The organism is Hyphomicrobium sp. 2TAF46, assembly GCF_052114865.1.
Taxonomy (GTDB): Bacteria; Pseudomonadota; Alphaproteobacteria; order Rhizobiales; family Hyphomicrobiaceae; genus Hyphomicrobium_B.
This window is the reverse complement of sequence record NZ_JBFRFO010000005.1, coordinates 1-26,403: the sequence shown is the minus strand read 5'-3', so window position 1 is coordinate 26,403 and position 26,403 is coordinate 1. Positions and strand designations below refer to the sequence as shown.

Here is a 26,403-nt window from a genome sequence, read left to right as displayed (position 1 = left end):
GCAATGCCAGCATGGCAGATTCGCGGCATGCGCGCTTGCCAGGCGCGGTCTTGTCGCGCCGAGACGCAAATTAAACCGCCGTTACAGTCTATTCGGCGGCGTCGGCCTGGTTTTCGACCTGTGCCAAATAGCGTTCAGCTTCGAGCGCAGCCATGCATCCCATACCGGCGGCGGTCACCGCCTGGCGGAAGACCTCGTCTTTGACATCGCCGGCGGCGAAGACGCCGGGGATCGCCGTCGCCGTCGAATCGGGCGCCGTGATCAGATAGCCAGACGGCGTCATCTCGAGCTGGCCTTTGAAGAGCTCGGTTGCCGGCGCGTGGCCGATAGCGACGAAAACGCCGTCAGCCTGGAGTTCGGACGTCATGCCGGTTTTCAAGTTCTTCAGGACGACGCCGGTCACCGACTTCGGCGCATGCGTGCCAACGATTTCTTCGACGACGCTATCCCAGATGACATCGACTTTCGGGTTCTTGAAAAGACGTTCTTGCAGAATTTTTTCTGCGCGCAGGAAGTCGCGGCGATGGATGAGCGTCACCTTGCTCGCGAAGTTCGTGAGAAAGATCGCTTCTTCGACGGCCGTGTTGCCGCCGCCGACGACGACGACTTCCTTGCCCTTGTAGAAAAAGCCGTCGCAGGTGGCGCAGGCCGAAACGCCATGACCCTGGAAGTGCTCTTCGGATTTCAGTCCAAGCCAACGAGCTTGCGCGCCGGTCGCGATAATCAACGCGTCGCACGTGTAAGTGTCGCCGCTGTCGCCTTCGAGGCGGATCGGACGTGAGCGAAGTTCGACCTTGTTGATGTGGTCCATCACGATGTGCGTGCCGACGTGTTCGGCCTGCGCTTGCATCTGCTCCATCAGCCACGGGCCCTGAATGGGATCGGCAAAGCCCGGGTAGTTCTCGACATCGGTGGTGATGGTCAGCTGGCCGCCGGGTTGTGTGCCCTGAATGAGCGTTGGCGCGAGCATGGCGCGGGCAGCATAGATCGCGGCCGTATACCCGGCCGGGCCTGAACCCAGAACGATTACCTTCGCGTGATGCGGTTTTTTCGTCATGCTCTCAATCTCCGGCCCGCTGGCAGCGCGATCAGGGGTCCTAATTAGGGGGCCCGTTCGCGAATCGTCAATGTCGGCGGGACAGACGTCCCCGCTGCGAGGAGATGTGCGGCGTTCCGGCGCGGCGCATGCTAGATACCTCTCCAAAAAAAAGGGAGGGAACGGGCACGTGCAAGAAATAAAGGCCCCAGCGGCGCTCAGTCTGCCACAGCGGATAAAGGCCATTCTGATCGGATCGTCCGGCAATCTCGTGGAGTGGTACGACTTCTACGTTTATGCGGCCTTTTCGCTCTATTTCGCTAAGGCGTTCTTTCCGGAAGGCAATCAGACAGCGCAGCTTTTGAACACGGCGGCGATTTTTGCCGTCGGGTTTCTGATGCGTCCGATCGGGGCGTGGTTCTTCGGCCGGATGGCGGATCGTCACGGACGGCGCGTAGCGCTGACGACGTCGGTGCTCTTGATGTGCTGCGGATCGGCGCTCATCGCGGTGACGCCCGTCTATGCAACGATCGGGGTGGCCGCGCCTATCATCCTGCTCATTGCGCGGATGATTCAGGGCCTCAGTCTCGGCGGCGAATACGGCACCAGCGCAACGTATCTATCGGAAATGGCGACCTCGGAGCGCCGCGGGTTCTATTCGAGCTTTCAATACGTGACGCTGATCGGCGGGCAGCTGACGGCCATGCTGGTGCTGATCGTGCTGCAGAAGCTCGTGCTGACGCCGGCGGAACTCGAAGACTGGGGCTGGCGCATTCCGTTCGCCATCGGTGCGTGTCTCGCCGTCATCGCTTTCGTCATGCGTCGCGACCTCGTGGAGACGGAGTCGTTCAATCGCGCGAAGCATCGCGAGGGATCGATCGCGGCGCTGCTGCGTCACCCGCGTGAAGTGGCGATCGTCATCGGGCTGACGCTCGGCGGAACGCTGGCGTTCTATACGTACACGACGTACATGCAGAAGTTCCTTGTCAACACGTCGGGCTTTTCGAAGGACACGGCGACCCTCATTTCCGCTTCGGCGCTGTTTATTTACATGCTGCTGCAGCCGGTTGTCGGTGCGCTGTCGGATGTCGTGGGACGGCGTCCGGTGCTGATTGCCTTTGGCGTGCTCGGATCGCTTTGCACTGTGCCGATCCTCACCACGTTGCAATCGGTCCATGATCCGTTGCAAGCGTTTCTTCTGGTGATGACGGGTCTCGCCATCGTCTCCTGCTACACCGCGATCAATGCGGTCGTTAAGGCGGAACTCTTTCCGACATCGGTTCGGGCGCTGGGCGTTGGCCTACCTTATGCGCTGACGGTCGCGTTGTTCGGCGGCACAGCGGAATGGATCGCGCTTTGGCTGAAGCAGATGGGAAATGAGACCTATTTTTATTGGTACGTCTCAGGCTGCATCGGCGTCTCGCTTTGCGTCTATGCGACGATGCGGGATACGCGGACGGACAGCGCTATCGACAGCCCGGGCCGCACTTAAACATCTAAATCAAGCGCAGGGCTTTGAGGCTCGCGTGGCCGTTGCGGCCGACGATGATGTGATCGTGGACCGAGACACCAAGCGGGCGGGCGGCATCGATGATCTGCTTGGTCATATCGATATCGGCGCGCGACGGCGTCGGATCGCCCGAGGGATGATTGTGCAGGAGTCTGCTATGATCGACTAACCTGCTGTAGTTGCGCTAGAAATTGGTGATGCGTAAGTTGGGTGAGGTCGGCAACTGAGATCGGCAAATCGTGCACCTGGGTGATCATCACACCTGATCCTGACCCCTCATGCCGAGGCGCGTTGATGCACGGCAGGTCACGCGGTTCTTCTCGTCCCAGGCATCGAGTTCGTCAACGGGATACAGCACGGCTTTGCCGATCTTGATGAAAGTCGGCCCGATTCTCATAGCCCGCCAGTTGCGTAGAGTGCCTATCGAGATGCTGCCACGGTAGCGCTCCGCGACTTCTTCGGCAGTGAGATATCTCCTAGGGTCCATGCTTAGCTCCACATCTCGCATTCGCGGCGCCCGCCGACGCACTTTTAGCCAAGGATCACACAAGGCGGTGCGAACACGTTCCGGCAGGTTTCCGCACGCTGGCGCATGCGGTTGCCCGCTACGAATGGGACTTTCACCTTCGGACGGGAAGGGCGGACAAGCGGTGGTAGTGGCCGCGGACACCCACGGATAAGAATCGGACGGGCCGCGCTCGTTCGGTCGGGTGGTCGACGATCGTCGCCCACGGTCCGCTTTTCAAGCAACTCCAGCACAGCGTGCAACGCGGCGCAGAAATGAGCCGAATGACCGCGCGGATCCAGTGATGAGATTGCCGATCAAGCGTGGTCAGGCCGTAAGGCCGATCTGATCTTTGCGTTTGAAGCATCTTCCCTTGTGGCTAGTCTGGGCGCTTCCTATATGACCGTCGCGGGCCGGGCCCCTCTGGCGACCATGATGGTCGTGATGTCGGACCGCATCGAGTGCGCTCGATGCCCGGGTCCGATCCTACGCTCCCGATCGAGCCGCACTCCATGACAGGGAGGCGGCATTTGGAATTCCTACTGCTCGATTGGCTCGGCAACCCCGCTTGGATGTGGCTGGGCTTTGTGTCGATCGTCGGTGTGCTGCTCGCGCTGGACCTCGGTGTCCTGCATCGCAAGCAGAAAGAGATTGGCGTGCGCGAAAGCCTCGTGCTCTCGGCAGGCTACATCGTGCTTGGAGTCTCCTTCGCCGGCCTCGTTTGGTTGCAGCTGGGCGAAACCGCGGGCATCCAGTATCTCACCGGCTTCGTCGTCGAAAAGAGCCTGGCGCTCGACAACGTCTTTGTGATCGCGTTGATCTTCGGCTACTTCGCGGTACCACGTCAGTATCAGCATCGCGTGCTGTTCTGGGGCATTCTCGGCGTCATCGTTCTACGCGCGATCATGATCGGCATCGGCGCCACGCTGGTCGCCGAGTTTGCGTGGGTTCTCTACGTCTTTGCGGCCTTCCTTATCCTGACCGGGATCAAGATGCTGGCGCTGGGTGACAAGGAGACCGATCTCTCAAAGAACCCGGTCCTCAAGCTGATCCGCCGCCGCTTCCGCGTGACCGAGGAGTTGCACGGTGAGCGCTTCCTGGTGAAGCTGCCGGACCCGAGGACGGGGCGGCCGGTGCGCTATATGACGCCGCTCTTCCTCGCGCTGATCCTGATCGAGATCGCGGACGTGATTTTCGCGGTGGACTCAGTGCCCGCGATCTTCGCGATCACCACCGATCCCTACATTGTGTACACGTCGAATATCTTCGCGATCCTGGGGCTTCGCGCGCTCTATTTTGCACTTGCTGCCGTTCTGCACCGCTTCGCTTACCTCAAGCAGGCGCTTGCCGTGCTGCTGATCTTCATCGGCTCGAAGATCTTCGTCGCCGATTTCCTCGGGCTCGACAAATTTCCCGCCATCTGGTCGCTCGGCGCCACTTTCGCGATCCTCGCCGCCGGCATCGTCTATTCGCTGTGGCGGACCCGCAATCCCGCCCCTGCCGTGAAAGGCAAGTTCTGATGCCGTGCCGCGGCGTCTGGCTCGACCGCGGCCAGCTCGCAGAGCTGCTGGGGGTCGCACGGAAGGATGATGCCGCTGATCCGGCCCGCAAACGGGAGCGGACGTCGGAAGCGGCCACGCCAACCGAGAGCCCGCTCGTCTCGAAGGTCGGCGCGTTTGGGACGATGGTCACGACAACTATCGGCGCAACGAGCGGCGATCGCGCATCTTCGACTGATCGGCCGGTTGGCGGCGCTTCATGCAACATCGAGGAAAAGGAGATTACATGCCGTATCGACACGCGCTTGGAGGTTTTGCGAAACGCTCCTGGGAAGACTTCGGCGACGAGGTTCATCGGGCGCAGAACGAACATCTGATGGAAGGCATCGTCGCGGGGTGTGCGCTGATCGCCTTCGCCGATGGCTGGGTAACGACGGAGGAGCATGACCGGATGCTCGGGTTGATCCGTGGATTTGAGCCGATCGCTGCGTTCGGGCTAGACGATGTCACCGCGACGTTCGAAACTCTGACCGAGCGGTTCGCCAAGGACCAGAAGGGTGGCGAGGCGGCCGCGTTCGAGGCGGTCGCACGCGTCAAGGGCGCGCAGCGGTATCCGGCACTGCTCGTCGAGGCCTGCTGCGCGATCGCCGCTGCCGATGGCGGGTTCGACTCCGAAGAACGGGCGACCGCTAGGCTCAGGACTCATTGATCAGAGCCAGAAGATCACGGTGGCGGCGAGGGCGATAGCGGAGAAGAAGACCGTAGGGCACCGATCGTAGCGGGTGGCGACGCGGCGCCAGTCCTTGAGGCGGCCGAACATGATCTCGATGCGGTTGCGGCGTTTGTACCGACGCTTGTCGTATTTGATGGGGTCGAGACGGGATTTCCGCCCAGGAATGCAGGGCTTGATCCCCTTCTGCTGAAGGGCATCCCTGAACCAGTCGGCGTCGTAGCCGCGGTCACCCAGCAGCCATTGCGCCTTGGGAAGGTCGTCGAGAAGCGCCGCAGCGCCGGTGTAATCGCTGATTTGGCCTGCGGTCATGAAGAAACTGAGCGGGCGGCCGTTGGCGTCGGTGACAGCATGAAGCTTGGTGTTCATCCCGCCTTTGGTGCGGCCGATCAGCCGCCCGAGATCCCCTTTTTAACCCGCAGGCTCGATGCCGTGCGGTGCGCCTTCAAGTAGGTCGCGTCGATCATAACCGTCTTCGGATCGGCACCCTCGGCGGCCAGCCCTTCCATCATGCGGAGGAAGACGCCCATCTCGCCCCAACGCTTCCATCGGTTGTAGAGCGTCTTGTGCGGACCGTACTCCTTGGGCGCATCACACCAGCGCGAACCGTTGCGATTGACGAAGATAATCCCGCTCAGCACCCGCCGATCATCGACCCGGGGCCTGCCGTGGCTCTTGGGAAAATATGGCCGGAGCCGAGCCATCTGCTCGTCCGTCAGCCAGTACAGGTCGCTCATCTTCAGTCTCCTCGCGGAGCCTGAATCAGATCATGCCTCTCAAATCAATGGGTCCAGAGCCTAGCCGGATCTGCGAAGTTCTCGGGCTCGAACCGGCGGACTTTGGGTTGGCCGACGCGCCTTGAAACGAGGTGGTCGCAAACTGACTTCGATCGGGATCCACACCGACGTTTGGAAGTGAGCGGCCTGGGTTGACCGTCAGTGTTTGCCCTGAATCCGGATCCCGGCAAGGTGTTGCTGTTGCGACGAAGGAATCGCTTCCGTCGCAGTGCGAGGAACGCCGGGCGCGCGTTGGTTTGGCGGTGCGGACGTGCTTGCGTCGCGCCGTTTAAGCTCGGTGGCGGGTTGTTATATAAAACAGAACAAAACCGTGAGTTATTTGAAGTAACTAAAAGCTCTCACTACCGCTACCGTACAGGGAGGACGGTTTCGAAACGGCAGAGCGGAGCGGCTGGTCCCATGCAAATCGCAGGACAGAAGATCGGGTTGCACGTCGCGGAGGCGCTTCGTGGATGACCGTGACGAATCCGCGCCGACGCAGTCTCGGGCTGTCCAATCGGACCCGGGCAAGTCGGGGCTGCCGAGCCGGCATACGACAGTAGGCCCCGAGCGCGCACCCCATCGCTCGTTCCTGTACGCGATGGGCTTGTCGGCCCGCGAGATCGCGCAACCTTTCGTCGGCGTCGTCACGACCTGGAATGAAGCGGCGCCCTGCAACATCTCGCTGTCTCGGCAGGCGCAGGTGGTGAAGAAGGGGGTGGCGGCCGCCGGCGGCACGCCGCGCGAGTTCACCACCATTACGGTCACCGACGGCATTGCGATGGGGCACGCCGGCATGAAGGCCTCGCTCGTCAGCCGCGAGGTGATCGCCGACTCGGTTGAACTCTCCGTGCGCGGTCATTGCTACGACGCGCTGGTGGGGCTGGCCGGGTGCGACAAGACTCTGCCGGGGCTGATGATGGCGATGCTGCGCCTCAACGTGCCCTCGGTATTCCTCTACGGCGGCTCGATCCTGCCGGGACGGTTCCGCGGCAAAGACGTCACGGTGCTCGACGTGTTCGAGGCGGTCGGCGCCAACGCCGCCGGAACGATGAGCGATGCGGACCTCGCCGAACTCGAAACGGTGGCATGCCCATCGGCGGGGTCATGCGGCGGCCAATATACCGCCAACAGCATGGCCTATGTGTCGGAGGCGATCGGTCTCGCTCTGCCGGGTTCGGCCAGCACACCGGCGCCTTACGAGTCCCGGGACCGGTTTGCCGACGCGTCGGGTCGCGCGGTGATGGCGCTGCTCAAACGGGGCTTGCGCCCGCGTGACATCGTCACGCGCCAGGCGCTCGAGAATGCGGCCGCGGTCGTCGCCGCGACAGGCGGATCGACCAACGCCGCGCTCCATCTGCCGGCGATGGCCCATGAGGCAGGCATCGCCTTCGACATCTTCGATGTCGCCGCGGTGTTTCGGCGCACGCCGTTGATCGCCGATCTGAAGCCCGGTGGACGCTATCTCGCCAAGGACGTGCACGAGATCGGCGGCGTGCCGGTGGTCCTGAAGGCGCTGCTCGACGGTGGCTTCCTGCACGGCGAATGCCTGACGGTCACGGGCCGCACCCTGGCCGAGAATCTGGAATCCGTGCTTTTGCCCGACCACCAGGACGTCGTCCATCCGACGACGCGGCCGCTGTCACCGACCGGCGGCCTCGTCGGCCTTTCCGGAAATCTCGCGCCTGAAGGGGCAATCGTGAAGGTGGCGGGCCTGCGCAGGCTCGCCTTCAGCGGTCCGGCGCGCGTGTTCGACCGGGAGGAGGATGCCTTCGCAGCGGTGATGCAGCGGCGCTACCATGCGGGCGAGGTGCTCGTCATCCGCTACGAGGGGCCGCGTGGCGGACCCGGCATGCGCGAGATGCTGTCCACCACCTCGGCGATCTATGGCCAGGGCATGGGGGAGGACGTGGCCTTGATTACCGACGGCCGCTTCTCGGGCGCGACGCGCGGCCTGTGCGTCGGTCATGTCGGACCGGAAGCCGCGGTCGGCGGCCCGATCGCATTGATCGAGGACGGCGATGTGATTGAGATCGATGCGGAGCGAGGGACGCTCTCGCTCCGCATCGATCCCGCCGAGTTGGCGGCGCGCCGCGAGCGGTGGCAGCCGCGCCGGCATGCCTTCCAGTCCGGAGCGCTGTGGCGCTACGCGCAGACCGTCGGTTCCGCCGGCAAGGGCGCGGTGACCCATCCAGGCGCTGCCGCCGAAGAGCACGTCTATGCTGATATCTGACCCAGGCGCCGCAGCCGAGAGAGTGGAGTCATCCAGCGCGCACCGCTTAGTCCTTCGCCAGCCCGATGATTGGCATGTGCATCTCCGTGACGGCGGGATGCTCGCCGCCGTCGTCAACGAGACCGCCCGTCAGTTCGCCAGGGCGATCGTCATGCCCAACCTCGATCCGCCGGTGACCACCGTGGCCGCGGCGGAAGCCTATCGTGCGCGGATCCAGGGGGCGCTCGCGCCTGGCCTTGCCTTCACACCGCTGATGACGGCCTATCTGACCGACGACATCGCCCCGGCGGAAATCGAGCGCGGCTTCAGGTCCGGCGTGTTCACCGCAGCCAAGCTCTATCCTGCGCATGCGACCACCAACGCCGCGCAGGGCGTGACGGACGTGGCTCACATCTTCGGCGTCCTTGACGTCATGCAGCGCCTGGGGATGCCGTTGCTGCTGCACGGGGAAGTCACGGACCACGACGTCGATGTTTTCGACCGCGAAGCCGTCTTCATCGACCGTGTGCTTGCGAATGTCGTCGCAGGATTTCCCGCTCTCAAGATTGTCTTCGAGCATATCACCACCGCCGAAGCCGTGGCCTTCGTCGAGGCCGCCGGGCCGAACGTCGGCGCCACGATCACGCCACACCATCTGATGATCAATCGCAACGCGATGTTCGCCGGCGGCATCAGACCGCATCTCTACTGCCTGCCGGTCGCAAAACGCGAGCGGCATCGTCTGGCGTTGCGACGCGCGGCGACCTCGGGAAATCCGAAGTTCTTCCTCGGCACCGATTCAGCGCCACACGCGGTCCGTGACAAGGAGTCCGCCTGCGGCTGCGCCGGCATCTTCAACGCGCCGGTCGCCCTGCAGAGTTACGCCACGGTGTTTGACGAGGAAGGTGCGCTGGACCGGTTCGAAGCCTTCGCGTCTGAGCATGGAGCGCGCTTCTACGACCTCCCGCTCAACGCCGGCTCGATCGTCCTTGAACGGACACCATGGCGGGCGCCATCGGTCTTCGCCGCTGCTGGCGACCAAGTCGTTCCGTTCCAGGCCGGTGCGTCCATGGCCTGGACGTATCGAGGACCGATCGATGCGCCGTCATGAGCGAACCGCGATCTATGAACCACGTCCTTACGCAGGTCGCAGCGCCGTGCTCGCCACCATGCATCGCAAGGAAGAAGCGATCGCGCCGGCCCTTAGCGCGACCCTTGGTCTTGTCGTCGTACCCGCGGCGGGTCTCGATACCGATCAGCTCGGGACGTTCTCGGGCGAAATCGCGCGGCAGGGGACGATGCTCGAGGTCGCGGTGCGCAAGGCGAGGCTGGGCATGCAGGGCGCCGGATTACCGCTCGGCCTCGCCAGCGAGGGCTCGTTCGGGCCCCATCCAGCGATCCCGTTCTTCGCGGCCGGCATGGAGCTCCTGGTGTTCGTCGATGACGAGAGGGGGATCGTCGTCAGTGAAAGCCTGATCGCCGACGCGACCAACTTCGGCCATCTCGTCGTTTCTCCAGGCGATGCGCTGGAGGCATTCCTCGAACGGGTGGGATTCCCGAGCCACGCCCTGATCGTGCGGGCGAATGAGGGTTCGGTGACAGCGGCTCTCGTTAAAGGCCTCACCGACCGGAAAGGCCTTGCGCTCGCGATCGCGGCCGCCGCTGCCGCATCCTCGGATGGCCGGGCGCGTCTCGAGACCGACATGCGCGCGCACCTCAATCCGACGCGGATGAAAAGCCTCGCCGCGCTCGCGGATCGCCTCGCTCGACGGCTCGCGACACCGTGCCCTGCGTGCGGCGCGCCCGGCTTCGGACGTACGGGATCGCGGATCGGGCTGAAATGCGAGGACTGCGGCGCGCCCACCGAAATGGTCCTCGCCGAGGAATATGGTTGCTCGGTGTGTGGGTGTCGTGAGGAACGGCCTCGGTCTGATGGGTTGCTCCGTGCGCCGGCGCAATATTGCCCGGAGTGCAATCCATGAGGAAGCGGGGCGCTCGCCCGGATTCGAGATCGTCGTCGCGGGGTGCTGCTGCTCGGAGGCGTGCGCGGCGCGAAGGGCGGACCCCGCCGGCTTCGGTGGGGCCCGCCGAATCGCCAATCGCACCGCCGCTCCCGGTGGACCGCCCCTCGTGATCCACGGTGTGCGAGCTCACGACGCCGCGCTGGAGCGGCTGCGCGCGCTGCATCCGCAGCTGATCGACTTCTCGCTCGTTCGCATGAAGCGTCTCTGCGCGAAACTGGGGCGCCCTGAGCGTCGGCTGCCGCCCGTAATCCATGTGGCGGGGACCAACGGCAAAGGGTCGACGATCGCCTTCCTGCGCGGCATCGCCGAGGCCGCCGGCTTACGCACGCATGTCTATACCTCACCGCACCTCGTACGTTTTGCGGAGCGCATCCGGCTGGCGGGCGAACTGATTTCCGAGGACGATCTGGCCGAGGTGGTGGCGCGGATTGAAACGGCGAACGAGGGTGAGCCGATCACATTCTTCGAGATCACGACGGCGGCGGCGTTGCTGGCGTTCGCGGAGACGCCCGCCGATCTCTGCCTTGTCGAGGTGGGTCTGGGCGGGCGTTATGACGCAACGAACGTCATAGAGCGTCCGGCGATCACGGCCATCGCGCCCGTCGCCCTTGACCACTGTGAGTTTCTTGGCGAAACGATCGCCGAGATCGCGGGGGAGAAGGCCGGCATCATAAAACCCGGCGTTCCCTGCGTTTCCACTCGCCAGGTCGAAAGCGCCTTGGTCGTGATCAGGAAAGCGGCCGAGCGCGCACGAGCGCCGCTGATGCTCGCTGGCCGCGACTTTAATGCATGGACGGAACAGGACCGCGTCCGCTACCAGGACTCTGCCGGCAATATGGACTTGCCCCACGGTCGTTTGATGGGCGCGCATCAGGTCGCCAACGCGGGGCTCGCGGTAGCCGTGGCCCGCAAGTTCGGCTTGTCGGATGCAGCCGTGAACGAGGGACTGAGACGCGCCTCGTGGCCTGCCCGGATGCAGCGCTTGACGGCGGGTCCGCTGGCCGCACGAGCGTCAGCGCGAGGCGCCGATCTCTGGCTCGACGGCGCCCACAATCCGCACGCGTTCGAATCGCTGGCGCGATCGTTGCGCGACCTCAGAGCGAGGGACGGGCGGCCATTGGCAGTCATCCTCGGCGTCCTCGCCAACAAGGACCTTGAAGGCATCTTCGCGGCGTTGTGTCCGATCCGTCCCCTAAAGCTGTTGCTCGTGGACTTTGATGCAAGCGGGGCGGCCGATCCCGCGGTCCTTTTGGACGTGGCTCGGCGTACAGGGCTTGGCGCGGAGGTTCGGCCGGATGTCTCATCGGCTCTCGATGCGGCGCTTTCTGGCGATGGGCCGCCGCCGCATGTGGTCATTTGCGGTTCGCTGTATCTCGCTGGCGAGGTCTTGGCGCTGGACTTAGAAACCTGGCCAAAATGAAAGGCTGACGTTGCCGCAGGGTGCATTCGAGCGGAAGCCACGGCATCCTTTCCGTTCGCCGCCCGGATGGGCAACTCCAAGCCAATAATTCGAAACGCGACGCTTCTCGGTGCCCGCGTAGAAGGTCTCGCTGAGGTTCGGGACCGGAAGAGGCCTTTGCGAGGGGGTCGGCGGGAGAGCTCGCGGTTGGCTGCGCAAGGCCGAAGGTCCAGCTCCGACCAGCGGGCTAGGGATTCACAACCGGGTTCAGTGGGACGGACACCGTCGATCTTACCCGACATCAATGGCAGCCGAGCCTGAGGTCTCCATAAACGGGGGGTAAGTCGTCGCGTAACGACCCCAATCCCCCTGCGCTCCCCTGCGCGAGAAGGAGAAACCCGGATGGCCAGTGTTTCAAATCCCATGACTCGTGATCTGTCAGCGGGAGTATCGGATCAACCCCAAGCGCCACCCTACCTCCCGGCAGCTGTGCTCCTGCTCGCCCAATTCATCTTGATGTGGGCCGCCTTCTTCATATTGATGCCGTCAATCAACTGGCCCGCGTCGCTCGGGGAGCCGCCATCGATCATCCTGCCGTTGATCCTTCAACAGGCCGGTCCGGTCTTTGCGGGCTATCTGAGCTACCTCCTGCACGCACTGATTCTGATTCCCTTGGCGATCTTACTCGGCCGCACATTGGCGATGGGGCGGGCGCTCGGAAACTTTGCGGTTGCGCTCGGAATTCTGGCCGGGGTCGCGAAAGCGTTTGGTATCGTCCGCTGGCTGTTCCTGATGCCGGGTCTCGCCGTTGCCTATGTCGATCCGGGCGCGAGCGGCGCCACCAAAGCCGCGATTGAGGTTGTTTACGTTTCCTTCAACGCCTTCGCTGGCGGGGTTGGTGAACTTTTAGGTGTCGGCCTTTTCGCCGGCGTCTGGACCATCCTGGTTTCGATCGCCCTGCTGAGGCTAGGCGGCGGCGCCCGCATCATCGGCTGTGCCGGTTTTATTGCGGCGGCAGGTCTGCTCTCCACGCTACCCTCGGTGATCGGGGTGGAATCATCGATCCTGCTGACGCTTTCGGGGATCTTCTGGCAGCTCTGGACGGCGGCGCTTGCGATTTGGCACCTGCGCGCACGCTCAGTGGAAAACATTGGGATCTCATCCGACGCGAGAGCGGCCGTCCGATCAAGCCGAGCCTGATCACGGCACAGGTGAACCCCCATCGCGCGGACCGGGAGCTACTTTGATGAACAGCCATGATCTGCATGTCGTGATCGGCCAGGGTCCGGTCGGCAAGGCCGTCGTCAGCTCGCTGTTGCTGCAGGGCGCGCGGGTTCGGACCGTCACCCGCTCCTCTCGTTCTGCCCGCCATGCAGGCGTCGAGGTTCACGTCGGCGACGTCTCGCGGCGTGAGGACGCCATATCGGCCTGCGCAGGGGCCACCGTGGTCTATCAATGCGCCGCGCCGCCCTATCAGAGCTGGTCCATGATGTTTCCGAAGCTGCAGGCGAGCGTTCTGGAAGGGTCTGCGCGTGCCGGCGCGGTCCTCGTGGCCGCCGAGAACCTCTACGGATACGGCGTTGCCGGGACTCTGGATGAGAACCTTCCGCTCATCGCGACAACGCGGAAGGGCAAGGTTCGTGCAGATCTCAGCCGGCAACTGATCGAGGCCCACCAACGCGGCGATGTGCGTACAGTGACTGGGCGTGCAGCCGACTTCCTCGGCCCCGGCGTGCGCCAATCGGCGTTTGGTGAGCGCGTGTGGCCGAACCTGTTAAAGGGCAAAGCGATTGGATGGTTCGGCAACGCCGACATGTTGCACAGCGTGACATATGTACCGGACTTCGCCCAAGCGCTGATCCGGCTCGGGCGGGAGGAGCGCGCCTGGGGCAGGGCATGGCACGTGCCGTCTCCACCGGCGCTAACGCCACGGGAGATCCTGACGCGGGCGGCGGAGATCGCTAACGCACCAGCGCCCAAGATCTGTCGGGTTCCCAGGTTCGTTCTCCGAACGATCGGCCTCTTCGCGCCTGCGGCGAGCGAGGTTATTGAAATGGCCTACTCCTATGAGGCGCCGTTCATCATCTCCGACAAGGCTTACACCGAAACGTTCGGCGTCCGCGCCACGGACTGGGACGACGCGCTCACGGCGACGCTGGAAAGCTGGCAGAACGCATCTTGACGCTCCGATCACCGCTTAACGGGTAGCTTTTTGACGAGCCGCCCGCGGATGCGCGACAGGCTTTCCGGCGTGATTCCGAGATAGCTCGCAATGAGATATTGTGGCACACGCCGTGCCACCTCCGGCCTGGCGTTGACAAACGTGCGGTAGCGCTCGTCAGGCGCAAGGGTGAGGAGACTGGTAGAGCGTCGCTGTGAGCCAACCAGTGCCGCCTCCACCATCAGCCGACCGAATCGCTCCATCGCATGGTCGGCGGCGTAGGCGGCGTAAAGTGCCCGGCGAGACAGACAGATCACCTCGGACGGTTCCAGCGCCTGCATCGACTGAGATGCGGGCGCTTGGGACAGGAAGCTCGATGCATCGGTGAAGACCTGGTCCTTGTCGAAAAACTGTCCGGTGCGCTCTTCACCGCTATCGCCGTCGAGAAAATAGTAGCGAACAAGCCCGGCTGACATGAAGTAGATGTGCTCAGCGATGTCCCCGACCCGGAGCAGATGGTCGCCTTTGGCAAGCACACGGAGTTCGCAGGCGTCCGCGATATCGTTCAGCGTCAGCTCGGACGGCGTCAAGGGTGCCACTGATCTGATGATCAGGTCGGAAAAGGCTGCAAATGCTGGATCCTTGGAACGCATCCAGCGACTATACGCGATGCGGTGAATGCTGAAGTTCGCTTTGTGTTCGGTCGACCGTCAGCCCTTGAGACGATGTGACAGGCCTCATGATGCGCATGTGAGCAACAAAGTCATTTATCCTTTACCGCCCGCGTGAGCAGCTCCCCGAGCAAGGGATTCGGAAAGCGGCGCTTCTGGGTGATCGCGTAGAATGTTTCGCTGAGGTTCGGGACCGGACAGACCTCCACGAGCAGGCCGGCGGCGAGTTCGTCGCGCACGACGATCGGCGGTACGAGAGCCAGACCGTCGCTGTCACGGGCGAGGAGCCGCAACATGGCCATGTCATCCACTTCGGCAAAAATGATCGGGCGCACGCCGGCGAGTTCGAGGATCCGATCGAACCCAACGCGAATTTCACTGTCGAGACTCGGTAACAAGATGGGCTGCGACCGCAGGTCGTCCGGGAAGCGGAACGCGGTCGGTTCGGCGCGCGGGCGCCTTACCAGTGCGACCGGCTGCTGAGCGAGCAAATGGCTGCGAAGGTCGGAGCGCGCGTCGTGCTGCGGAGCGCTGTTGGCGAGCACGACATCGATCATATGCGCCTCAAGCTGGGCGAGGAGATCGCGCATGGTGCCTGAGCGGATAATCAACTCGACGTCGGCCCGGCCCACGAGTGGGCTCAGGAACTCCAGCTGGAAGTTTCGGGATAGCGTCGTCAACGCGCCCACCCGGAACGCCTGCCGCCGATCCACCGGCCGCCCTTTCATCGTGCTCACCAGCTCGTCTCCGGCCTGAAAGACGGTGTCGGCATAGTCGAGGGCGATCCGACCGGCCTCGGTGAGGATGAGACGCTTGCCGGATCGGTCGAACAGCGGATGGCCCAGCTGCAGCTCGAGCTTGCCGAGCTGCACCGAGAGGGCCGATTGCGAGAGATTTAGCCGATCGGCGGCGCGGGTAAGGCTGCCCTCATGCGCGATGGCCCAGAAATAGCGCAAGTGGTGATAGTTGAGGGTTGCCATTGCATGATTTTACAGAAACGAACGAAGTGCCGCAATCTTTGTATTATTAAGAACCCGCATGTGGCGTTAATTGATAGGTCGCTTCTCGCTGGAGACGACCATGACGCCGAACCTGACCTGGTGCCTCGCTCTCGGACCATTCGCGCTCGCAGTCGCCGGATTGGCGACCGGAAGCGCCAAGTCGGGTCAGCGACAGGTCGGAGGGGGCGCCGCTTGGATCGCCGGCTTCGCCCTGGCGATGGCCGCAGCCGCGGGCCTCTGCGTCGCGGTCAACGGCCCCCTGGTGACAGGCACGGTGGGGTTCGCAGGTGTCGGCCTGGGATTCTACGTCGATACTCTGGCCGCGATCATGTTCGTGCTGGTCGCCTTCGTCGGCCTGATCGTCGTCCTGTATAGCCGCAACTATCTCGACGGCGACCGCGGGCAGGCCCGCTTCACCAAGTGGCTGTGTCTGACCCTCGCGGCGGTGCTGCTGCTGATCGTCTCGGGCAATCTGTTCCAGTTCGCGCTGGCGTGGATCGCGACCAGCCTCGGGCTCAACAAGCTGCTGCTGTTCTATCCCGAGCGGCAGGCGGCCGTGCTCGCCGCGCGCAAGAAATTCCTCGCCAGCCGGCTCGGCGATCTCTGCCTGATCGCGGCGATGGTGCTGCTCCATCAGGCTTTCGGCAGTCTCGACTATGCGGTCCTGTTCGCGGGGGCGGAGGCGATGCGCGTCGGCGGAGACATTCCCGCTGCCATCCATGCGGTCGCGGTACTGCTGGTGATCGCCGCGCTGCTCAAGTCGGCGCAGTTCCCGCTGCATGGCTGGCTCACCGAGGTGATGGAGACACCGACACCCGTGTCGGCGCTCCTCCACGCCGGCGTGATCAACGCCGGCGGCTTCCTCGTGCTGCGTTTCGCCGACGTCATTTCGCTCTCGTCGCCATCGATGGAGATCCTGGTCATCGTTGGCGGCGTTACCGCGCTGTTCGGATCGGTCGTCATGCTGACCCAGACCAGCGTCAAGGTTTCGCTGGCCTATTCGACCATCGCCCAGATGGGCTTCATGATGCTGCAATGCGGGCTCGGCGCGTTCGCCGCAGCGTTGCTGCACATCGTCGCTCACTCGCTCTACAAGGCCCACGCCTTCCTCTCGTCTGGCAGCGTCATCGACCTGGCGCGGGCGTCGTGGTCGCCGAGCCCCGGCGGTCAGCCGCACCCGGCCCGGATGGCGATGATCGTCGGCCTGGTCCTGGCCGCGGCTTTGGTCGTGGGGACGCTGTTCGGCGCGACGATCACCGCGCAACCCGGTGTGTTCGCCCTCGGCGCGGTGGTGATGCTGGGTCTCGCGCACCTCATAACCCAGGCCTTCGACGAGCGGCCAAGCCTCTATGTCGTCGGCCGGACGGCCGCGCTCGCACTGGTGGTGTCGCTCGCCTATTTCGGACTCCAATGGGCGGTGGAGCATGTGCTTGCCGGGTCCTTGCCCCCGGTGCAGGCGCTGCGCGGACCACTCGACCTCGTCATCGTCGCCCTGGTCGTCCTGGCGTTCGCGGCGGTGACCGTCTTCCAGAGCGTCTTGCCGGGCAAGGCGGACGCCCCGCGCTGGCAGGCGGCCTACGTCCACCTTGCCAACGGCCTCTACGTCAACACGCTCGCCAACCGGCTGGTGCTGCGGTTCTGGCCAAGCCCGCCGCCGCCGCCCGCGATCGTTCCTTCGACCCCTGTCAGCGGAGTTCCCTCATGAGCCATGCCGTCGCCGCCGCGATCGACCCGCCGAGGCGGGCGCAAGATGCGGAGCCAGTGGCCAACCCGCCACGCCCGGCGATCGACGCCGCCATCGACCGGGCGTGCAATAAGATCGCGCCGCTTTGGCCGCTCAAGCACTTCGTCGCGGTCAATCCGTTTCTCGGCTTCAGCGACCAGAGCTTTTCCTCGACGTGCGCGACGCTGCGCCGCGTCGCCGGCGTCGACATGCTGATGCCGCGTGCATTCTACCGAGAAGCGCTGGCGGCGGGACGGATCGAGGATCGCGACCTGAAGGCGGCGGTCGCCGCGACGTCCGGTCACGCAGCGCTGGCGAGCGACGACGCGGCGCTGCGCCGGTCGGCCGCAACAGACCCGGTGACGAAGAGGCCAAAAGCAGTGGTTGCGACCGTCGCCGAGGTTCTCGACAGCCTGTCGGCGGGCGACCGCCAAGCCTCGCGCACTGCCTTCATGATCGACGAGATCTCGAAGTGGTGCGCGGCCTATTTCGACGAGGGTCAAGCCGCGTGGAAGCTGCCGTCGCGGGCGCTGCCGCCTTACGCCGCCTGGCGCGCGGCTATGCAGTTCGACCGCAACCCCGAGACGATGGGAATCAAGGGCTTCCGCAAGGCCGTCGCCGCCATGCCGGACGACCCGCGCGAAGCGATCGCCGCAGTCGTGGGCGCGCTCGGCATCCCCGAGCGCGCGGTCGAGGATTACCTGCACCGCGCGCTGATCGATGTCGGCGGCTGGGCCGCCTATGCGCGATACCGCGTCTGGGACAACTCGCTCTACGGGCGCGATGACGACACGCTGGTGCAGCTGTTGGCGATCCGGGTGGTGTGGGGCTATGCGCTGTTCCTCGAACGCGCCGACCCGGATTTTAGGGCGGCATGGTCGAAGGCGATGGCAGAGGCCACCGCGCTGCCGGAGGACGAGCGCCTTGGCGACGATCCGGAGCTGGTCGTCGATCTGATGCTGCACGAAGCCTATGAGGCCGGGTATCAGCGCCAGTTACTGGCGCGGCTCGGGCAGCACCTCGCATCCCCCGTGCCCTCAAAGGCTGTGCGCAAGGCGTTCCAGGCGGCGTTCTGCATCGACGTGCGCTCCGAGGTCTATCGGCGCGCGCTCGAGACGGTCTGCCCCGACGCCGAGACGATCGGCTTCGCCGGCTTCTTCGGCTTCCCAATCGAATATGTGCCGATCGGCCGCGACACCGGCGGCGCGCAATGCCCGGTGCTGCTCAAACCCGCCTTCGTCGTCTGCGAGGCGGTCGCCGGTGCTTCCGAGCCCGAGGAGGCGGAGATCCTCAACCGGCGCCTGCTGCGCCGCCGCGCGGCGAAGGCGTGGAAGGCGTTCAAGCTCTCGGCGGTGTCTTCCTTCACCTATGTCGAGACGGCGGGGTTGCTGTTCGCCGGCAAGCTCGTCGGCGACAGCGCGCGCCTGACCCGGACGGTCAGCGACCCCAATACCGATGGCCTCGACGAGAGCGTCATCGATCGGGTGGGCCCGCGTCTAGATCCCCGCGCGGTGGCTGGCCGGCTCACCGGCTTCGACGACGCGCAGCGTGTCGCCATGGCCGAGGCCGTCCTGCGCGCGATGTCGATGACGCAAGACTTCGCGCGCCTGGTCCTGCTCACCGGGCACGGCAGCACGACCGTCAACAATCCCCATGCCTCGGGGCTCGATTGCGGCGCGTGCGGCGGCCACACCGGCGAGGCGAACGCACGGGTCGCCGCCGCCATCCTCAACGATCCGGGCGTGCGCAGAGGTCTCGCCGGCAAGGGAATCGATATCCCCGAGGACACCTGGTTCCTGGGCTGCCTGCACGATACGACCACCGACGAGGTCCACATCTTCGACGCGGACGATCTCCCCGCGTCCCACGCCGCCGATCTCGCCGCTCTGCGCAGGGCGCTGGCGAAGGCTTCGTCGCTGGCGCGCGCCGAACGCGCGCTGGGGCTCGGAATCGACAAGACCAGGGACGTTGATCGTGCGGTGAAGGCGCGTAGCCGCGACTGGGCGCAGGTCCGTCCCGAATGGGGGCTCGCGGGCAACGCCGCCTTCATCGCCGCGCCGCGGTCACGGACGCGCGGGCTCGATCTCGGCGGCCGCGCCTTCCTGCACGACTATGACTGGCGCAAGGACGACGGGTTCGGCGTGCTCGAACTGATCATGACCGCGCCGATGGTCGTCGCGAGCTGGATCAACCTGCAATATTACGGCTCGACCGTGAACAACCGCGCCTTCGGCAGCGGCAACAAGGTGCTGCACAACGTCGTCGGGCAGCTGGGGGTGCTGGAGGGCAACTCCGGTGACCTCAAGGTGGGATTGCCCTGGCAGTCGGTCCACGACGGCGAGCGCTTCGTGCATGAACCGCTGCGGCTCAACGTCTTCATCGCAGCCCCCGAAGACGCGCTGAATGGCGTCATCGAGAAGCACGCGGGCGTTCGTCATCTCGTCGACAACGGCTGGGTTCACCTCTTCCGGCTGGCCGATGAAGGCCGGGTGATCCGCCGCTACGTCGGTGGGCTTCAATGGGAAGCCGCCGCATGACCGCACGGCTGTCCCACCTCGCGCGACTGGAATCGGAGGCGATCCACATCCTGCGCGAAGCCGTCGCCGAAGCGCGCAAGCCGGTGATGCTGTTCTCGGCCGGCAAGGACTCGACCGTGCTCGCTTACCTCGCCTTGCGCGCCTTCTTCCCGGGAAGGCCTCCGTTCCCGCTGCTCCACATCGACTCGACCTGGGAGTTCCAGTCGCTGCTCGACTTCCGCGACGGCTTCGCGCGAGAGCATCGCTTCGAGTTGATCGTCCACGCCAATGAGGCGGCGCGCGCCGCCGGTCTCAACCCGTTCGATCATGGCGATCGCTATACGTTGGAGATGCGCACCGAGCCGCTCAAGGCCGCGCTGGACCAGGGCGGCTATGACTTCGTCTTCGGCGGGGCGCGCCGCGACGAAGAGAAGTCGCGGGCCAAAGAGCGGGTGTTTTCCGTTCGGAGCGCCGGCCATGTCTGGGATCCGCGCCAACAGCGGCCCGAACTCTGGAACCTATACAACACCCGGCTCGGCAAGGATCAGTCGGCGCGGGTGTTCCCGCTCTCGAACTGGACCGAAACCGACGTCTGGACCTACGCGCTGACACACGACATCGCGCTGGCGCCGCTCTATTTCGCCGCGCCCCGGCCGGTTGTCGAGAGGGGCGGCGGGCTGATCGTCGTCGATGATGAGCCCCGCATGCGACTGCGGGCCGGCGAAACCGTCCAAACCAAGACCGTGCGTTTTCGGACGCTCGGCTGCTGGCCGGTGACGGCGGCGGTCGAATCCGACGCGGCCGACCTCCGCTCAGTCGTTCAGGAGACGTTGGCTGCCACGGGATCGGAACGTCAGGGCCGGATCAGTGACGGCGAGGACGGCGGCTCGCTCGAACAGAAGAAGCGGGAGGGGTATTTCTAGTCATGCCGGCCGCTCCGCGCCCCTACGACGATGAACTGGCGATGCTCGCGACGATGCACGCCAAGGAGCGGGTGATCGCGCCGCTGCTGGAACGATCGCTCGGCGTGCGCGTCAGGGTAAGCAGCGGCATCGATACTGACCGGTTTGGGACCTTCAGCCGGGACGTCGAGCGGACCGGCTCGCAGCTCGATGCCGCGCGGGCCAAGATCGCGGCGGCGTTCGCGGAAGCGCCCGACGCTCAGTTCGCGTTGGCCAGCGAAGGCAGTTTCGGCCCTCATCCTTACATCCCGTTCGCGCCGCTCGCCCGCGAGATCGTCGTCCTGGCCGATCGCGCGCGCGGGATTGAGCTCATCGGTCGTCATGCGAGCCTGACCACCAACTTCAGTCACGCGGTTGTTTCAGACTTGCCCAGCGCGCGCGCATTTTGCGAGCGGGCCCAGTTCCCCGGTCATGGCGTGATCGTCATCGGCTGCATCGACGGTGAGCCGGCGCCTGGCCGCGCGCTCATCAAGGACATCGCCAGCGCGGCGGACCTCGACAACGCTGTGACTCAGACGATCGCGATGTGCGGCGCGGCCTTCGTCGAGACCGACATGCGAGCCCATCGCAACCCGACCCGCATGCGCGCCATCAAAGCCGCCACCCTCGATCTGGTCCGCCGGTTCCGCAGCAAGTGTCCCGTGTGCGCGGCGCCCGGATTCGCGGTAACCGAGCGGCTTTCCGGTCTGCCCTGTTCGTGGTGCGGCGGGCCAACTCTGGCGATCAAGGCGGACGTGCTTTCGTGCGAGGGCTGTGGTCATCGGATCGAGCGCCCCGTCGCAGCGACGACGGCGGACCCAGGTCAATGCGGCGATTGCAACCCCTGAGGTCAGTCGAGAGAGGAGGTCCACATGGCAGAAGTCGGAAAGCCCCGCGACGGCCCAGCAGACACCGACTCGATGATCGAATGGGTCCTGTCGCACCCTGGTATGAGCAAGTGGCTAAAGGACGCGCTGCGTAGCGCACTTGATCGGAACCCCTTTGATGTCCTCAACGACCTCGAAATATTGAAACACCTGTCGACAGCACGATGCCGATCAGCGCTGAGCTCCTATTACGCGGAACCCGACAGCGGCGCCGTCGAGTCCGTCGACAAGGATTGAGCCTGCGCCTCGAGAGATGACAGGAGGCGTTGAAAGGATGGAGCTTCGGCATCTTCGCTACATGGTTGCAGCCGCCGAGCGGGGGAGCTTCCGGCGCGCCGCTAAAGCAATGGGAGTCCACGAGTCCGCTATTAGCCGCCGCGTGCGCGACCTTGAGGATGAGATCGGCGCAGCACTGTTTGTCCGCCATCACGGGGGCGTTCAACTCACCCATGCAGGCAACCAGTTTCTCGTCCGGGCACGCAAGGCCCTGCGGCATATTGGTCATGCAGCGATGGATGCCGGCTCGCACGGGCGTGGAGAGGCTGGAGCTGTCCGGATCGGCATATTCTCTTCTCTTGCTTCCGGATTCCTCGCTGATCTGCTGCGCAGCTTCATTGCGGCACATCCGGCCATCCGACCCGACCTTGTCGAGGGCGGACCGTCTACGCACATCAACGCGATACAGCGGCTTGAACTTGACGTTGCGTTTCTCACTGGCGAACCGAGCGCGGAGGGCTGTGATGTGGCACAGCTTTGGACGGAACGCGTTTATGTGGCAGTCCCCCTGGGTGACGAGTTGTCGAAGATGGCGGTTATTTCGTGGGCGGCCCTATACGAGCGACACTTCATCATCAGCGATACCGACCCCGGGCCCGAAATCCACGACTATCTCATCAAGCACCTCGCTGACCTCGGTCGTCACCCGAGCATTGAGAGCCATCGCGTTGGGCGAGATAATCTGATGCACCTCGTGGCCCTTGGGCGAGGTCTGACTTTGACAAGCGAAGCGACCATAGCGACGCGCTTCCCCGGTGTTGTTTACCGGCCGCTCTCGGACGATCTCCTCACGTTCTGTGCCGTATGGTCTCCGCGAAACGACAATCCGGCCTTGAGACGATTGCTCAGCCTCGCCAAGTCGCTGTCAGCGCCCCAAGGGCTCGCAAGGTCACGCGTCGATTCCTAAGTCTTGAATCAATTACAATGTCGTCGAATGCGGTTCAGCTACCTGTTGTCCGACGCGCTTTTGCGAACGCTCGATCGGTCGCCATGAACCGCTCGATCATCGGTGAAATCAGCTTGATCGGATCACCGACAGGCCGACCCGTCTCGCGCGCGAGCACCTCGGCGTAGGCGATCAGGTTCCGATGGACGGTCGCCGGCAGTTCGACCGACGCCTTAACCGGCTTGTCGTCGTCGAGGGCGCCAAGTTTCAGCTTCGCCATGGTCAACCTCCATAGGGCTCGAGAACAAGGTCGCGCGTTACGATGACCCGTACGGGGAATCCCGGTCGGATCGTAAGCGTCGGCGCGACGTTGAGCTGACGGCGGACGATCTGCTGGCCGGCGTCATTGATGGTGTCCTGTCCGCCGTTGCGGATCGCCTGGATCAGGCGGTTCTCATCGTTGGTCGCGAGCTCGGCGCCGACGCTTAGCAACGTGGAGAGGCCAGCCGCCTTGGCGAGATCCCACCAATGATAATCGACGCCGTCCTGAAGACCGGCGTAGCCTTCCGCATCAGCACCGGGCTGACGCTCGAGCACAATTGACCGGCCGTTCGGGAAGATCAGCCGGTTCCAGACCAGCAGCACGCGGCTTTGACCGAACTGAACGTTGTTGTCGTATTGGCCGATGATGCGCGTGCCTTGTGGCACGAGCAGGGTACGTCCGGTTGGGCTGTCATAGATGTTTTCGGTCACCTGGGCTGCAATTTGGCCCGGAAGGTCGGAACGGATGCCGGTAATGAGCGCGGCGGAGATGACCGCGCCCGCCTGCAGGATGTTCGGCGACGCCGGCGCGGCGACGCGGTCGGGGGCGACCGTGCGCCGATCGGCGGCGGCATTGAGGAAGGCGAGCTGCCGATCCTGCGCTGTGGGTGTGGCGGGTTGCGGCGCCAGCCCGAGGCCTGTGAGATCGGGCGCCGGTGGGGGCGCGACAGAGGCAACGCCGGCTGCCGGCGATGACAGCGGACGGCCCTCCGTCCCGGCAAAGAGCTTGGCAGTGCGCGCGGTCTCGATCTCCTGGAGACGTCGTTGCTCCTCGGCGCTGAGGCCGGGGTTCGGCGTGGCGATGCCGGGCACCGGCACCGGTTGGCCGCGGTTCTGCGCGTCGAGGATTGGGCGACCGAGATCGCCTGGGAGCGGTGGTCCGAGCTGCGGAACCCGGCTGTAGTCGCGCGGGAGGCTCGCCAAGCCGTCCGCGGTCGAGCGGTTGTCGGTGGAATAGAGCTCCTCGGAGGCCTTGCCGCCGTCGCGGGTTTGAAGCGCGTAGATCAGGGCGCCGCCGAGGCCGACGCTCGCGACCAGCCCGATCCCGGCGAGCACCTTGCGTGACAGCCGCGTGACCCTTGGTGCTTCGGCGCGCAGCCGCATGGTCGAGGCAGCCTCCGGGGCGGCCCCCGTCAGCGGCGCCGTCTCGTCTTTCGGGGACTGCGGCTCGCTCACGATGTGGGCCTCCCGTCGGTGCGGGTAACGCGAACCCGCCTCTGGCGATCGCCGGCGCCCAACCGCAGCTCGGCGGCCGCGAACAGGCGATCGACGATCATGTAGTTGCCGCGAACGCGGTAGTTCACGAGCTCGGACGTGTTGCCCTCAGGGCCGACCACGAACAACGGCGGCATCTCGCCCTGGGCGATGCCCCGGGGGAACTCGATGAACACCTGCCGCCCATCGTCATAGGCGCGCAGCGGCCGCCAAGGCGCGCGGTCGCCCTCGATGGCGTAGCGGAAGTTGATGTTGGCGAGGTCGACGCCGGTAGCGACCGGCCGCGCCGCCTCGGCCTGCGCGTTCTGGCGGCGAAGCGCGATCAGCTGATCCTGCGGATACTGCCAGGAGACCGACGCCATATAGGTCCGCTCGGTGGAGCGCAGCTCCATATGGTAGGTGCGCAGGTTGGTGTTGATGACCAGGTTCGTCATCAGGTCCGCACGGGTCGGCTTCACCAGGATATGGACTTGGGTGGTCGCGCCGGAGCCGCTCTGGGTGTCGCCGATGATCCAGCGCACCGTGTCGCCGGCGGCCACCGGCCCCGAGCCGACGAGCTGTTCGCCGGGCTGGAGCGCAATGTCGGTGATCTGCCCGACGGCGGTATAGACTTGATAGAGCGCGCCCTGCGTCCACGGATAGACCTGCATGGCGTTGATGAAGCCGTCGCGAACCGGCTGCACCCGCGCGGCGGCATTGGCCTGGTTGACCCGCGCGGCAGGATCGGTCGGCTCGGGCGTCCGGCGACGTTCCTCTACCGGCTTCATCTGGCCGGGCAACGGCAGCGGGCGTGGCAGCTCCACGACCTGGACCGGCGCAGGCGGATCAACCGTCTGCACTGCGGGCGCGGCGTCGTCATACGAAATCTCGGGCGGCTTTTGCGTGGTGGCGCAGCCGGCGAGCGTGGTTGCTGAGAGCAGCAAAGCCGCGATTGTGGACGTGCGGAAAGCCGGGTTTCCGGCTCTACGGAAAGACGGCTTCATTGTCCAAGCTCCCGTGACCAGTTGATGGCGTTGACGTAGATGCCGAGCGGGTTCGCGCGCAGCCGGTCGGCATTGCTCGGGACCTGCACGACGATGGTGAGGATGGCGGTCCAGCGGCTCGTCTCGGCGAGCTGGCCGTTCTCGTAGCGGCGCTCGGTCCAGGCGACGCGGAACGAGTCCGGCGACGCCCGGATCACGCTCGAGACGTCGATCGCGACCTGGATCCGCCCGACCTTGGTGAAGGGGTCGTTCGAGCGTGCATAGTCGTTGAGCGCCGCGGCGCCGCGATCGGTGGTGAAATCGTAGGCGCGCAGCCAATTCTGGCGGACGATGATCGGGTCGGCGGGGATCGAGCGGACCTGCTCGATGAAGCGCGCGAGATGGAAGGCGATCTGGGGATCGGTGGGACGATAGTCCGCGACCGCGGGCGCGATCGCCTGCGCCTGGCCGAGCCGGTCGACCTGCACCACCCAGGGCACGACCGTGCCGCGCGCCGATTGCCAGACGAGCGCGGCCGCGAACCCGGCAGACAGGATCAGCGAGCCGAAGGCCATCAGCCGCCAGTTCCTGGCCTGGACGCGGGCGCCGCCGATCCGGTCATCCCAAACCTGGGCGGCGCGTTGGTAGGGCGTCTCGGGCTCGGGGGTCTTGCCGTAGTGTGTGGAAGGTCTTTTGAACATCAGCGGTCGCTTTCGGAGAGGTTGATGGAGGAGCCGCCGCCATGGCTGTCGCCGCTGCGCACCGCGTGCGCGGCGGCCGTCACGCCGTGGCTGAGGGCTTGGGAGCGTTTCATGCGGCGGGCCCAGGCGGGCGGCGCGTCACTGGCCGCCGACGAGGCTGCGTCCGTCGCGCCGCCGCCGATCGAGCCCATGGTCGACGAACCGCCCGTCGCCTCGAACGCGGTCTTGCCGCCCTCCGAGAAGCTCGACTTCATGCTGGCCGCGGCGCGGCGCAGCGGCGAAGTCGCCCCGCTGCCGGCGGCGCGGGCGACGCCGCCGAGGCCGGAAGCCACGCCAGCCGCGCCCGACTGACCCGCCGCACCGAGGCTGTAGGCGGTGGACGCGCCGCCCGCCATCGCGGCGCCGCCCCGTGCGGCGGCGGCCGCGCCGCCGGCCACGGCTCCGACACCAC

General features: G+C 65.1%; 24 protein-coding genes and 2 pseudogenes. 15 read left to right on the top strand and 11 right to left on the bottom strand.

From position 1 onward, the window contains the following. Positions 1-88 precede the first annotated feature (88 nt). The gene (gene trxB / locus AB4Z24_RS11465; RefSeq protein WP_441708297.1) at positions 89-1,057 is read right to left on the bottom strand and encodes a thioredoxin-disulfide reductase; all 969 of its coding nucleotides are present in this window, start codon (positions 1,055-1,057) and stop codon (positions 89-91) included. Between the two features lie 169 nt (positions 1,058-1,226). Here trxB and AB4Z24_RS11460 point away from each other — a divergent pair, with 169 nt between their 5' ends. After that, entirely contained in the window at positions 1,227-2,528 is a 1,302-nt protein-coding gene (locus AB4Z24_RS11460; protein ID WP_441708296.1) for an MFS transporter, read from the top strand. A 4-nt stretch (positions 2,529-2,532) separates the two neighbouring features. On the opposite strand, the pseudogene AB4Z24_RS11455 reads toward AB4Z24_RS11460, so the two are convergent. Continuing rightward, a pseudogene (locus AB4Z24_RS11455) lies at positions 2,533-2,697 on the bottom strand (JAB domain-containing protein); the annotation flags it as partial. A 105-nt stretch (positions 2,698-2,802) separates the two neighbouring features. Beyond that, on the bottom strand, positions 2,803-3,033 hold the full coding sequence (locus AB4Z24_RS11450) for a helix-turn-helix transcriptional regulator (protein ID WP_137900589.1): 231 nt from the start codon (positions 3,031-3,033) through the stop codon (positions 2,803-2,805). Between the two features lie 530 nt (positions 3,034-3,563). Between AB4Z24_RS11450 and AB4Z24_RS11445 the strand changes: the two genes are divergently transcribed. Next, positions 3,564-4,571 carry a TerC family protein gene (locus tag AB4Z24_RS11445; protein ID WP_137900590.1) on the top strand — a complete coding sequence of 336 codons (1,008 nt, stop codon included), beginning with the start codon at positions 3,564-3,566 and terminating at the stop codon, positions 4,569-4,571. 265 nt (positions 4,572-4,836) lie between these two features. Further along, a complete protein-coding gene (locus tag AB4Z24_RS11440; RefSeq protein WP_157973351.1) occupies positions 4,837-5,259 on the top strand; it encodes a tellurite resistance TerB family protein in 423 nt (140 codons plus the stop codon). On the opposite strand, the gene AB4Z24_RS11435 is transcribed toward AB4Z24_RS11440, so the two are convergent. After that, a protein-coding gene (locus AB4Z24_RS11435; protein ID WP_116970707.1) for an IS5 family transposase occupies positions 5,260-6,017 on the bottom strand; the annotation gives its coding sequence in 2 pieces (ribosomal slippage) (positions 5,260-5,684 and positions 5,684-6,017; 759 coding nt in all). Between the two features lie 508 nt (positions 6,018-6,525). Here AB4Z24_RS11435 and ilvD point away from each other — a divergent pair. From ilvD to AB4Z24_RS11405, 6 genes are all read left to right on the top strand, one after another. Next, the gene (ilvD, locus tag AB4Z24_RS11430) at positions 6,526-8,289 is read left to right on the top strand and encodes a dihydroxy-acid dehydratase (RefSeq protein ID WP_116970708.1); all 1,764 of its coding nucleotides are present in this window, start codon (positions 6,526-6,528) and stop codon (positions 8,287-8,289) included. Beyond that, positions 8,276-9,379 carry a dihydroorotase gene (gene pyrC, locus AB4Z24_RS11425; RefSeq protein ID WP_116970713.1) on the top strand — a complete coding sequence of 368 codons (1,104 nt, stop codon included), beginning with the start codon at positions 8,276-8,278 and terminating at the stop codon, positions 9,377-9,379. Before ilvD ends, pyrC begins: the two co-directional genes overlap by 14 nt. Next, a complete protein-coding gene (locus AB4Z24_RS11420) occupies positions 9,366-10,250 on the top strand; it encodes a DUF6671 family protein (protein WP_116970709.1) in 885 nt (294 codons plus the stop codon). Before pyrC ends, AB4Z24_RS11420 begins: the two co-directional genes overlap by 14 nt. 160 nt (positions 10,251-10,410) lie before the next feature. After that, on the top strand, positions 10,411-11,712 hold the full coding sequence (locus tag AB4Z24_RS11415) for a bifunctional folylpolyglutamate synthase/dihydrofolate synthase (protein WP_201280216.1): 1,302 nt from the start codon (positions 10,411-10,413) through the stop codon (positions 11,710-11,712). 381 nt (positions 11,713-12,093) lie between these two features. Further along, positions 12,094-12,891 (top strand): DUF4386 family protein, encoded by a 798-nt coding sequence (locus tag AB4Z24_RS11410; protein ID WP_116970711.1) that lies wholly within the window; start codon positions 12,094-12,096, stop codon positions 12,889-12,891. Between the two features lie 46 nt (positions 12,892-12,937). Further along, entirely contained in the window at positions 12,938-13,873 is a 936-nt protein-coding gene (locus AB4Z24_RS11405) for an NAD-dependent epimerase/dehydratase family protein (RefSeq protein ID WP_137900591.1), read from the top strand. Between the two features lie 8 nt (positions 13,874-13,881). Here AB4Z24_RS11405 and AB4Z24_RS11400 read toward each other — a convergent pair whose 3' ends face one another. Both AB4Z24_RS11400 and AB4Z24_RS11395 read right to left on the bottom strand, forming a co-directional pair. Next, positions 13,882-14,505 carry a Crp/Fnr family transcriptional regulator gene (locus AB4Z24_RS11400; RefSeq protein ID WP_116970728.1) on the bottom strand — a complete coding sequence of 208 codons (624 nt, stop codon included), beginning with the start codon at positions 14,503-14,505 and terminating at the stop codon, positions 13,882-13,884. Between the two features lie 110 nt (positions 14,506-14,615). Beyond that, positions 14,616-15,503, bottom strand: coding sequence for a LysR family transcriptional regulator (locus AB4Z24_RS11395; protein WP_116970729.1), 888 nt, complete (start codon positions 15,501-15,503; stop codon positions 14,616-14,618). A gap of 100 nt (positions 15,504-15,603) precedes the next feature. Between AB4Z24_RS11395 and AB4Z24_RS11390 the strand changes: the two genes are divergently transcribed. The 6 genes from AB4Z24_RS11390 to AB4Z24_RS11365 are packed head-to-tail and all read left to right on the top strand — an operon-like array spanning position 15,604 to position 22,774. Further along, a complete protein-coding gene (locus tag AB4Z24_RS11390) occupies positions 15,604-17,229 on the top strand; it encodes an NADH-quinone oxidoreductase subunit L (RefSeq protein ID WP_116970730.1) in 1,626 nt (541 codons plus the stop codon). Next, positions 17,226-19,784, top strand: coding sequence for a YbcC family protein (locus tag AB4Z24_RS11385; RefSeq protein WP_116970731.1), 2,559 nt, complete (start codon positions 17,226-17,228; stop codon positions 19,782-19,784). The genes AB4Z24_RS11390 and AB4Z24_RS11385 overlap by 4 nt, the downstream gene beginning before the upstream one ends. Continuing rightward, entirely contained in the window at positions 19,781-20,686 is a 906-nt protein-coding gene (gene cysD / locus AB4Z24_RS11380; RefSeq protein WP_116970737.1) for a sulfate adenylyltransferase subunit CysD, read from the top strand. The genes AB4Z24_RS11385 and cysD overlap by 4 nt, the downstream gene beginning before the upstream one ends. Before the next feature lie 2 nt (positions 20,687-20,688). Then, positions 20,689-21,552 carry a DUF6671 family protein gene (locus AB4Z24_RS11375; RefSeq protein ID WP_116970732.1) on the top strand — a complete coding sequence of 288 codons (864 nt, stop codon included), beginning with the start codon at positions 20,689-20,691 and terminating at the stop codon, positions 21,550-21,552. A 24-nt stretch (positions 21,553-21,576) separates the two neighbouring features. After that, a complete protein-coding gene (locus tag AB4Z24_RS11370) occupies positions 21,577-21,828 on the top strand; it encodes a hypothetical protein (RefSeq protein ID WP_116970733.1) in 252 nt (83 codons plus the stop codon). A gap of 37 nt (positions 21,829-21,865) precedes the next feature. Then, entirely contained in the window at positions 21,866-22,774 is a 909-nt protein-coding gene (locus AB4Z24_RS11365) for a LysR family transcriptional regulator (protein WP_116970738.1), read from the top strand. A gap of 34 nt (positions 22,775-22,808) precedes the next feature. Here the strand turns inward: AB4Z24_RS11365 and AB4Z24_RS11360 are convergent, their stop codons facing one another. From AB4Z24_RS11360 to AB4Z24_RS11340, 5 genes and pseudogenes are all read right to left on the bottom strand, one after another. Beyond that, positions 22,809-23,033 carry a DUF2274 domain-containing protein gene (locus AB4Z24_RS11360; protein WP_116970734.1) on the bottom strand — a complete coding sequence of 75 codons (225 nt, stop codon included), beginning with the start codon at positions 23,031-23,033 and terminating at the stop codon, positions 22,809-22,811. A gap of 2 nt (positions 23,034-23,035) precedes the next feature. Then, the gene (locus tag AB4Z24_RS11355; RefSeq protein WP_201280134.1) at positions 23,036-24,250 is read right to left on the bottom strand and encodes a TrbI/VirB10 family protein; all 1,215 of its coding nucleotides are present in this window, start codon (positions 24,248-24,250) and stop codon (positions 23,036-23,038) included. Beyond that, the gene (gene trbG, locus AB4Z24_RS11350; RefSeq protein ID WP_116970735.1) at positions 24,247-25,272 is read right to left on the bottom strand and encodes a P-type conjugative transfer protein TrbG; all 1,026 of its coding nucleotides are present in this window, start codon (positions 25,270-25,272) and stop codon (positions 24,247-24,249) included. The genes AB4Z24_RS11355 and trbG overlap by 4 nt, the downstream gene beginning before the upstream one ends. Further along, on the bottom strand, positions 25,269-25,952 hold the full coding sequence (gene trbF, locus AB4Z24_RS11345) for a conjugal transfer protein TrbF (protein WP_116970736.1): 684 nt from the start codon (positions 25,950-25,952) through the stop codon (positions 25,269-25,271). The genes trbG and trbF overlap by 4 nt, the downstream gene beginning before the upstream one ends. Then, positions 25,952-26,403, bottom strand: a pseudogene (locus AB4Z24_RS11340) (P-type conjugative transfer protein TrbL); the annotation flags it as partial. The gene trbF and the pseudogene AB4Z24_RS11340, both read right to left, overlap by 1 nt.

Coding starts and splice junctions, on each gene's coding strand:
- trxB (WP_441708297.1), bottom strand. CDS start 1,057: ATGACGAAAAAACCGCATCACGCGAAGGTAATCGTTCTGGGTTCAGGC.
- AB4Z24_RS11450 (WP_137900589.1), bottom strand. CDS start 3,033: ATGGACCCTAGGAGATATCTCACTGCCGAAGAAGTCGCGGAGCGCTAC.
- AB4Z24_RS11445 (WP_137900590.1), top strand. CDS start 3,564: ATGACAGGGAGGCGGCATTTGGAATTCCTACTGCTCGATTGGCTCGGC.
- AB4Z24_RS11440 (WP_157973351.1), top strand. CDS start 4,837: ATGCCGTATCGACACGCGCTTGGAGGTTTTGCGAAACGCTCCTGGGAA.
- pyrC (WP_116970713.1), top strand. CDS start 8,276: ATGCTGATATCTGACCCAGGCGCCGCAGCCGAGAGAGTGGAGTCATCC.
- AB4Z24_RS11420 (WP_116970709.1), top strand. CDS start 9,366: ATGCGCCGTCATGAGCGAACCGCGATCTATGAACCACGTCCTTACGCA.
- AB4Z24_RS11410 (WP_116970711.1), top strand. CDS start 12,094: ATGGCCAGTGTTTCAAATCCCATGACTCGTGATCTGTCAGCGGGAGTA.
- AB4Z24_RS11405 (WP_137900591.1), top strand. CDS start 12,938: ATGAACAGCCATGATCTGCATGTCGTGATCGGCCAGGGTCCGGTCGGC.
- AB4Z24_RS11400 (WP_116970728.1), bottom strand. CDS start 14,505: ATGCGTTCCAAGGATCCAGCATTTGCAGCCTTTTCCGACCTGATCATC.
- AB4Z24_RS11395 (WP_116970729.1), bottom strand. CDS start 15,503: ATGGCAACCCTCAACTATCACCACTTGCGCTATTTCTGGGCCATCGCG.
- AB4Z24_RS11390 (WP_116970730.1), top strand. CDS start 15,604: ATGACGCCGAACCTGACCTGGTGCCTCGCTCTCGGACCATTCGCGCTC.
- AB4Z24_RS11385 (WP_116970731.1), top strand. CDS start 17,226: ATGAGCCATGCCGTCGCCGCCGCGATCGACCCGCCGAGGCGGGCGCAA.
- cysD (WP_116970737.1), top strand. CDS start 19,781: ATGACCGCACGGCTGTCCCACCTCGCGCGACTGGAATCGGAGGCGATC.
- AB4Z24_RS11375 (WP_116970732.1), top strand. CDS start 20,689: ATGCCGGCCGCTCCGCGCCCCTACGACGATGAACTGGCGATGCTCGCG.
- AB4Z24_RS11370 (WP_116970733.1), top strand. CDS start 21,577: ATGGCAGAAGTCGGAAAGCCCCGCGACGGCCCAGCAGACACCGACTCG.
- AB4Z24_RS11365 (WP_116970738.1), top strand. CDS start 21,866: ATGGAGCTTCGGCATCTTCGCTACATGGTTGCAGCCGCCGAGCGGGGG.
- AB4Z24_RS11360 (WP_116970734.1), bottom strand. CDS start 23,033: ATGGCGAAGCTGAAACTTGGCGCCCTCGACGACGACAAGCCGGTTAAG.
- trbG (WP_116970735.1), bottom strand. CDS start 25,272: ATGAAGCCGTCTTTCCGTAGAGCCGGAAACCCGGCTTTCCGCACGTCC.
- trbF (WP_116970736.1), bottom strand. CDS start 25,952: ATGTTCAAAAGACCTTCCACACACTACGGCAAGACCCCCGAGCCCGAG.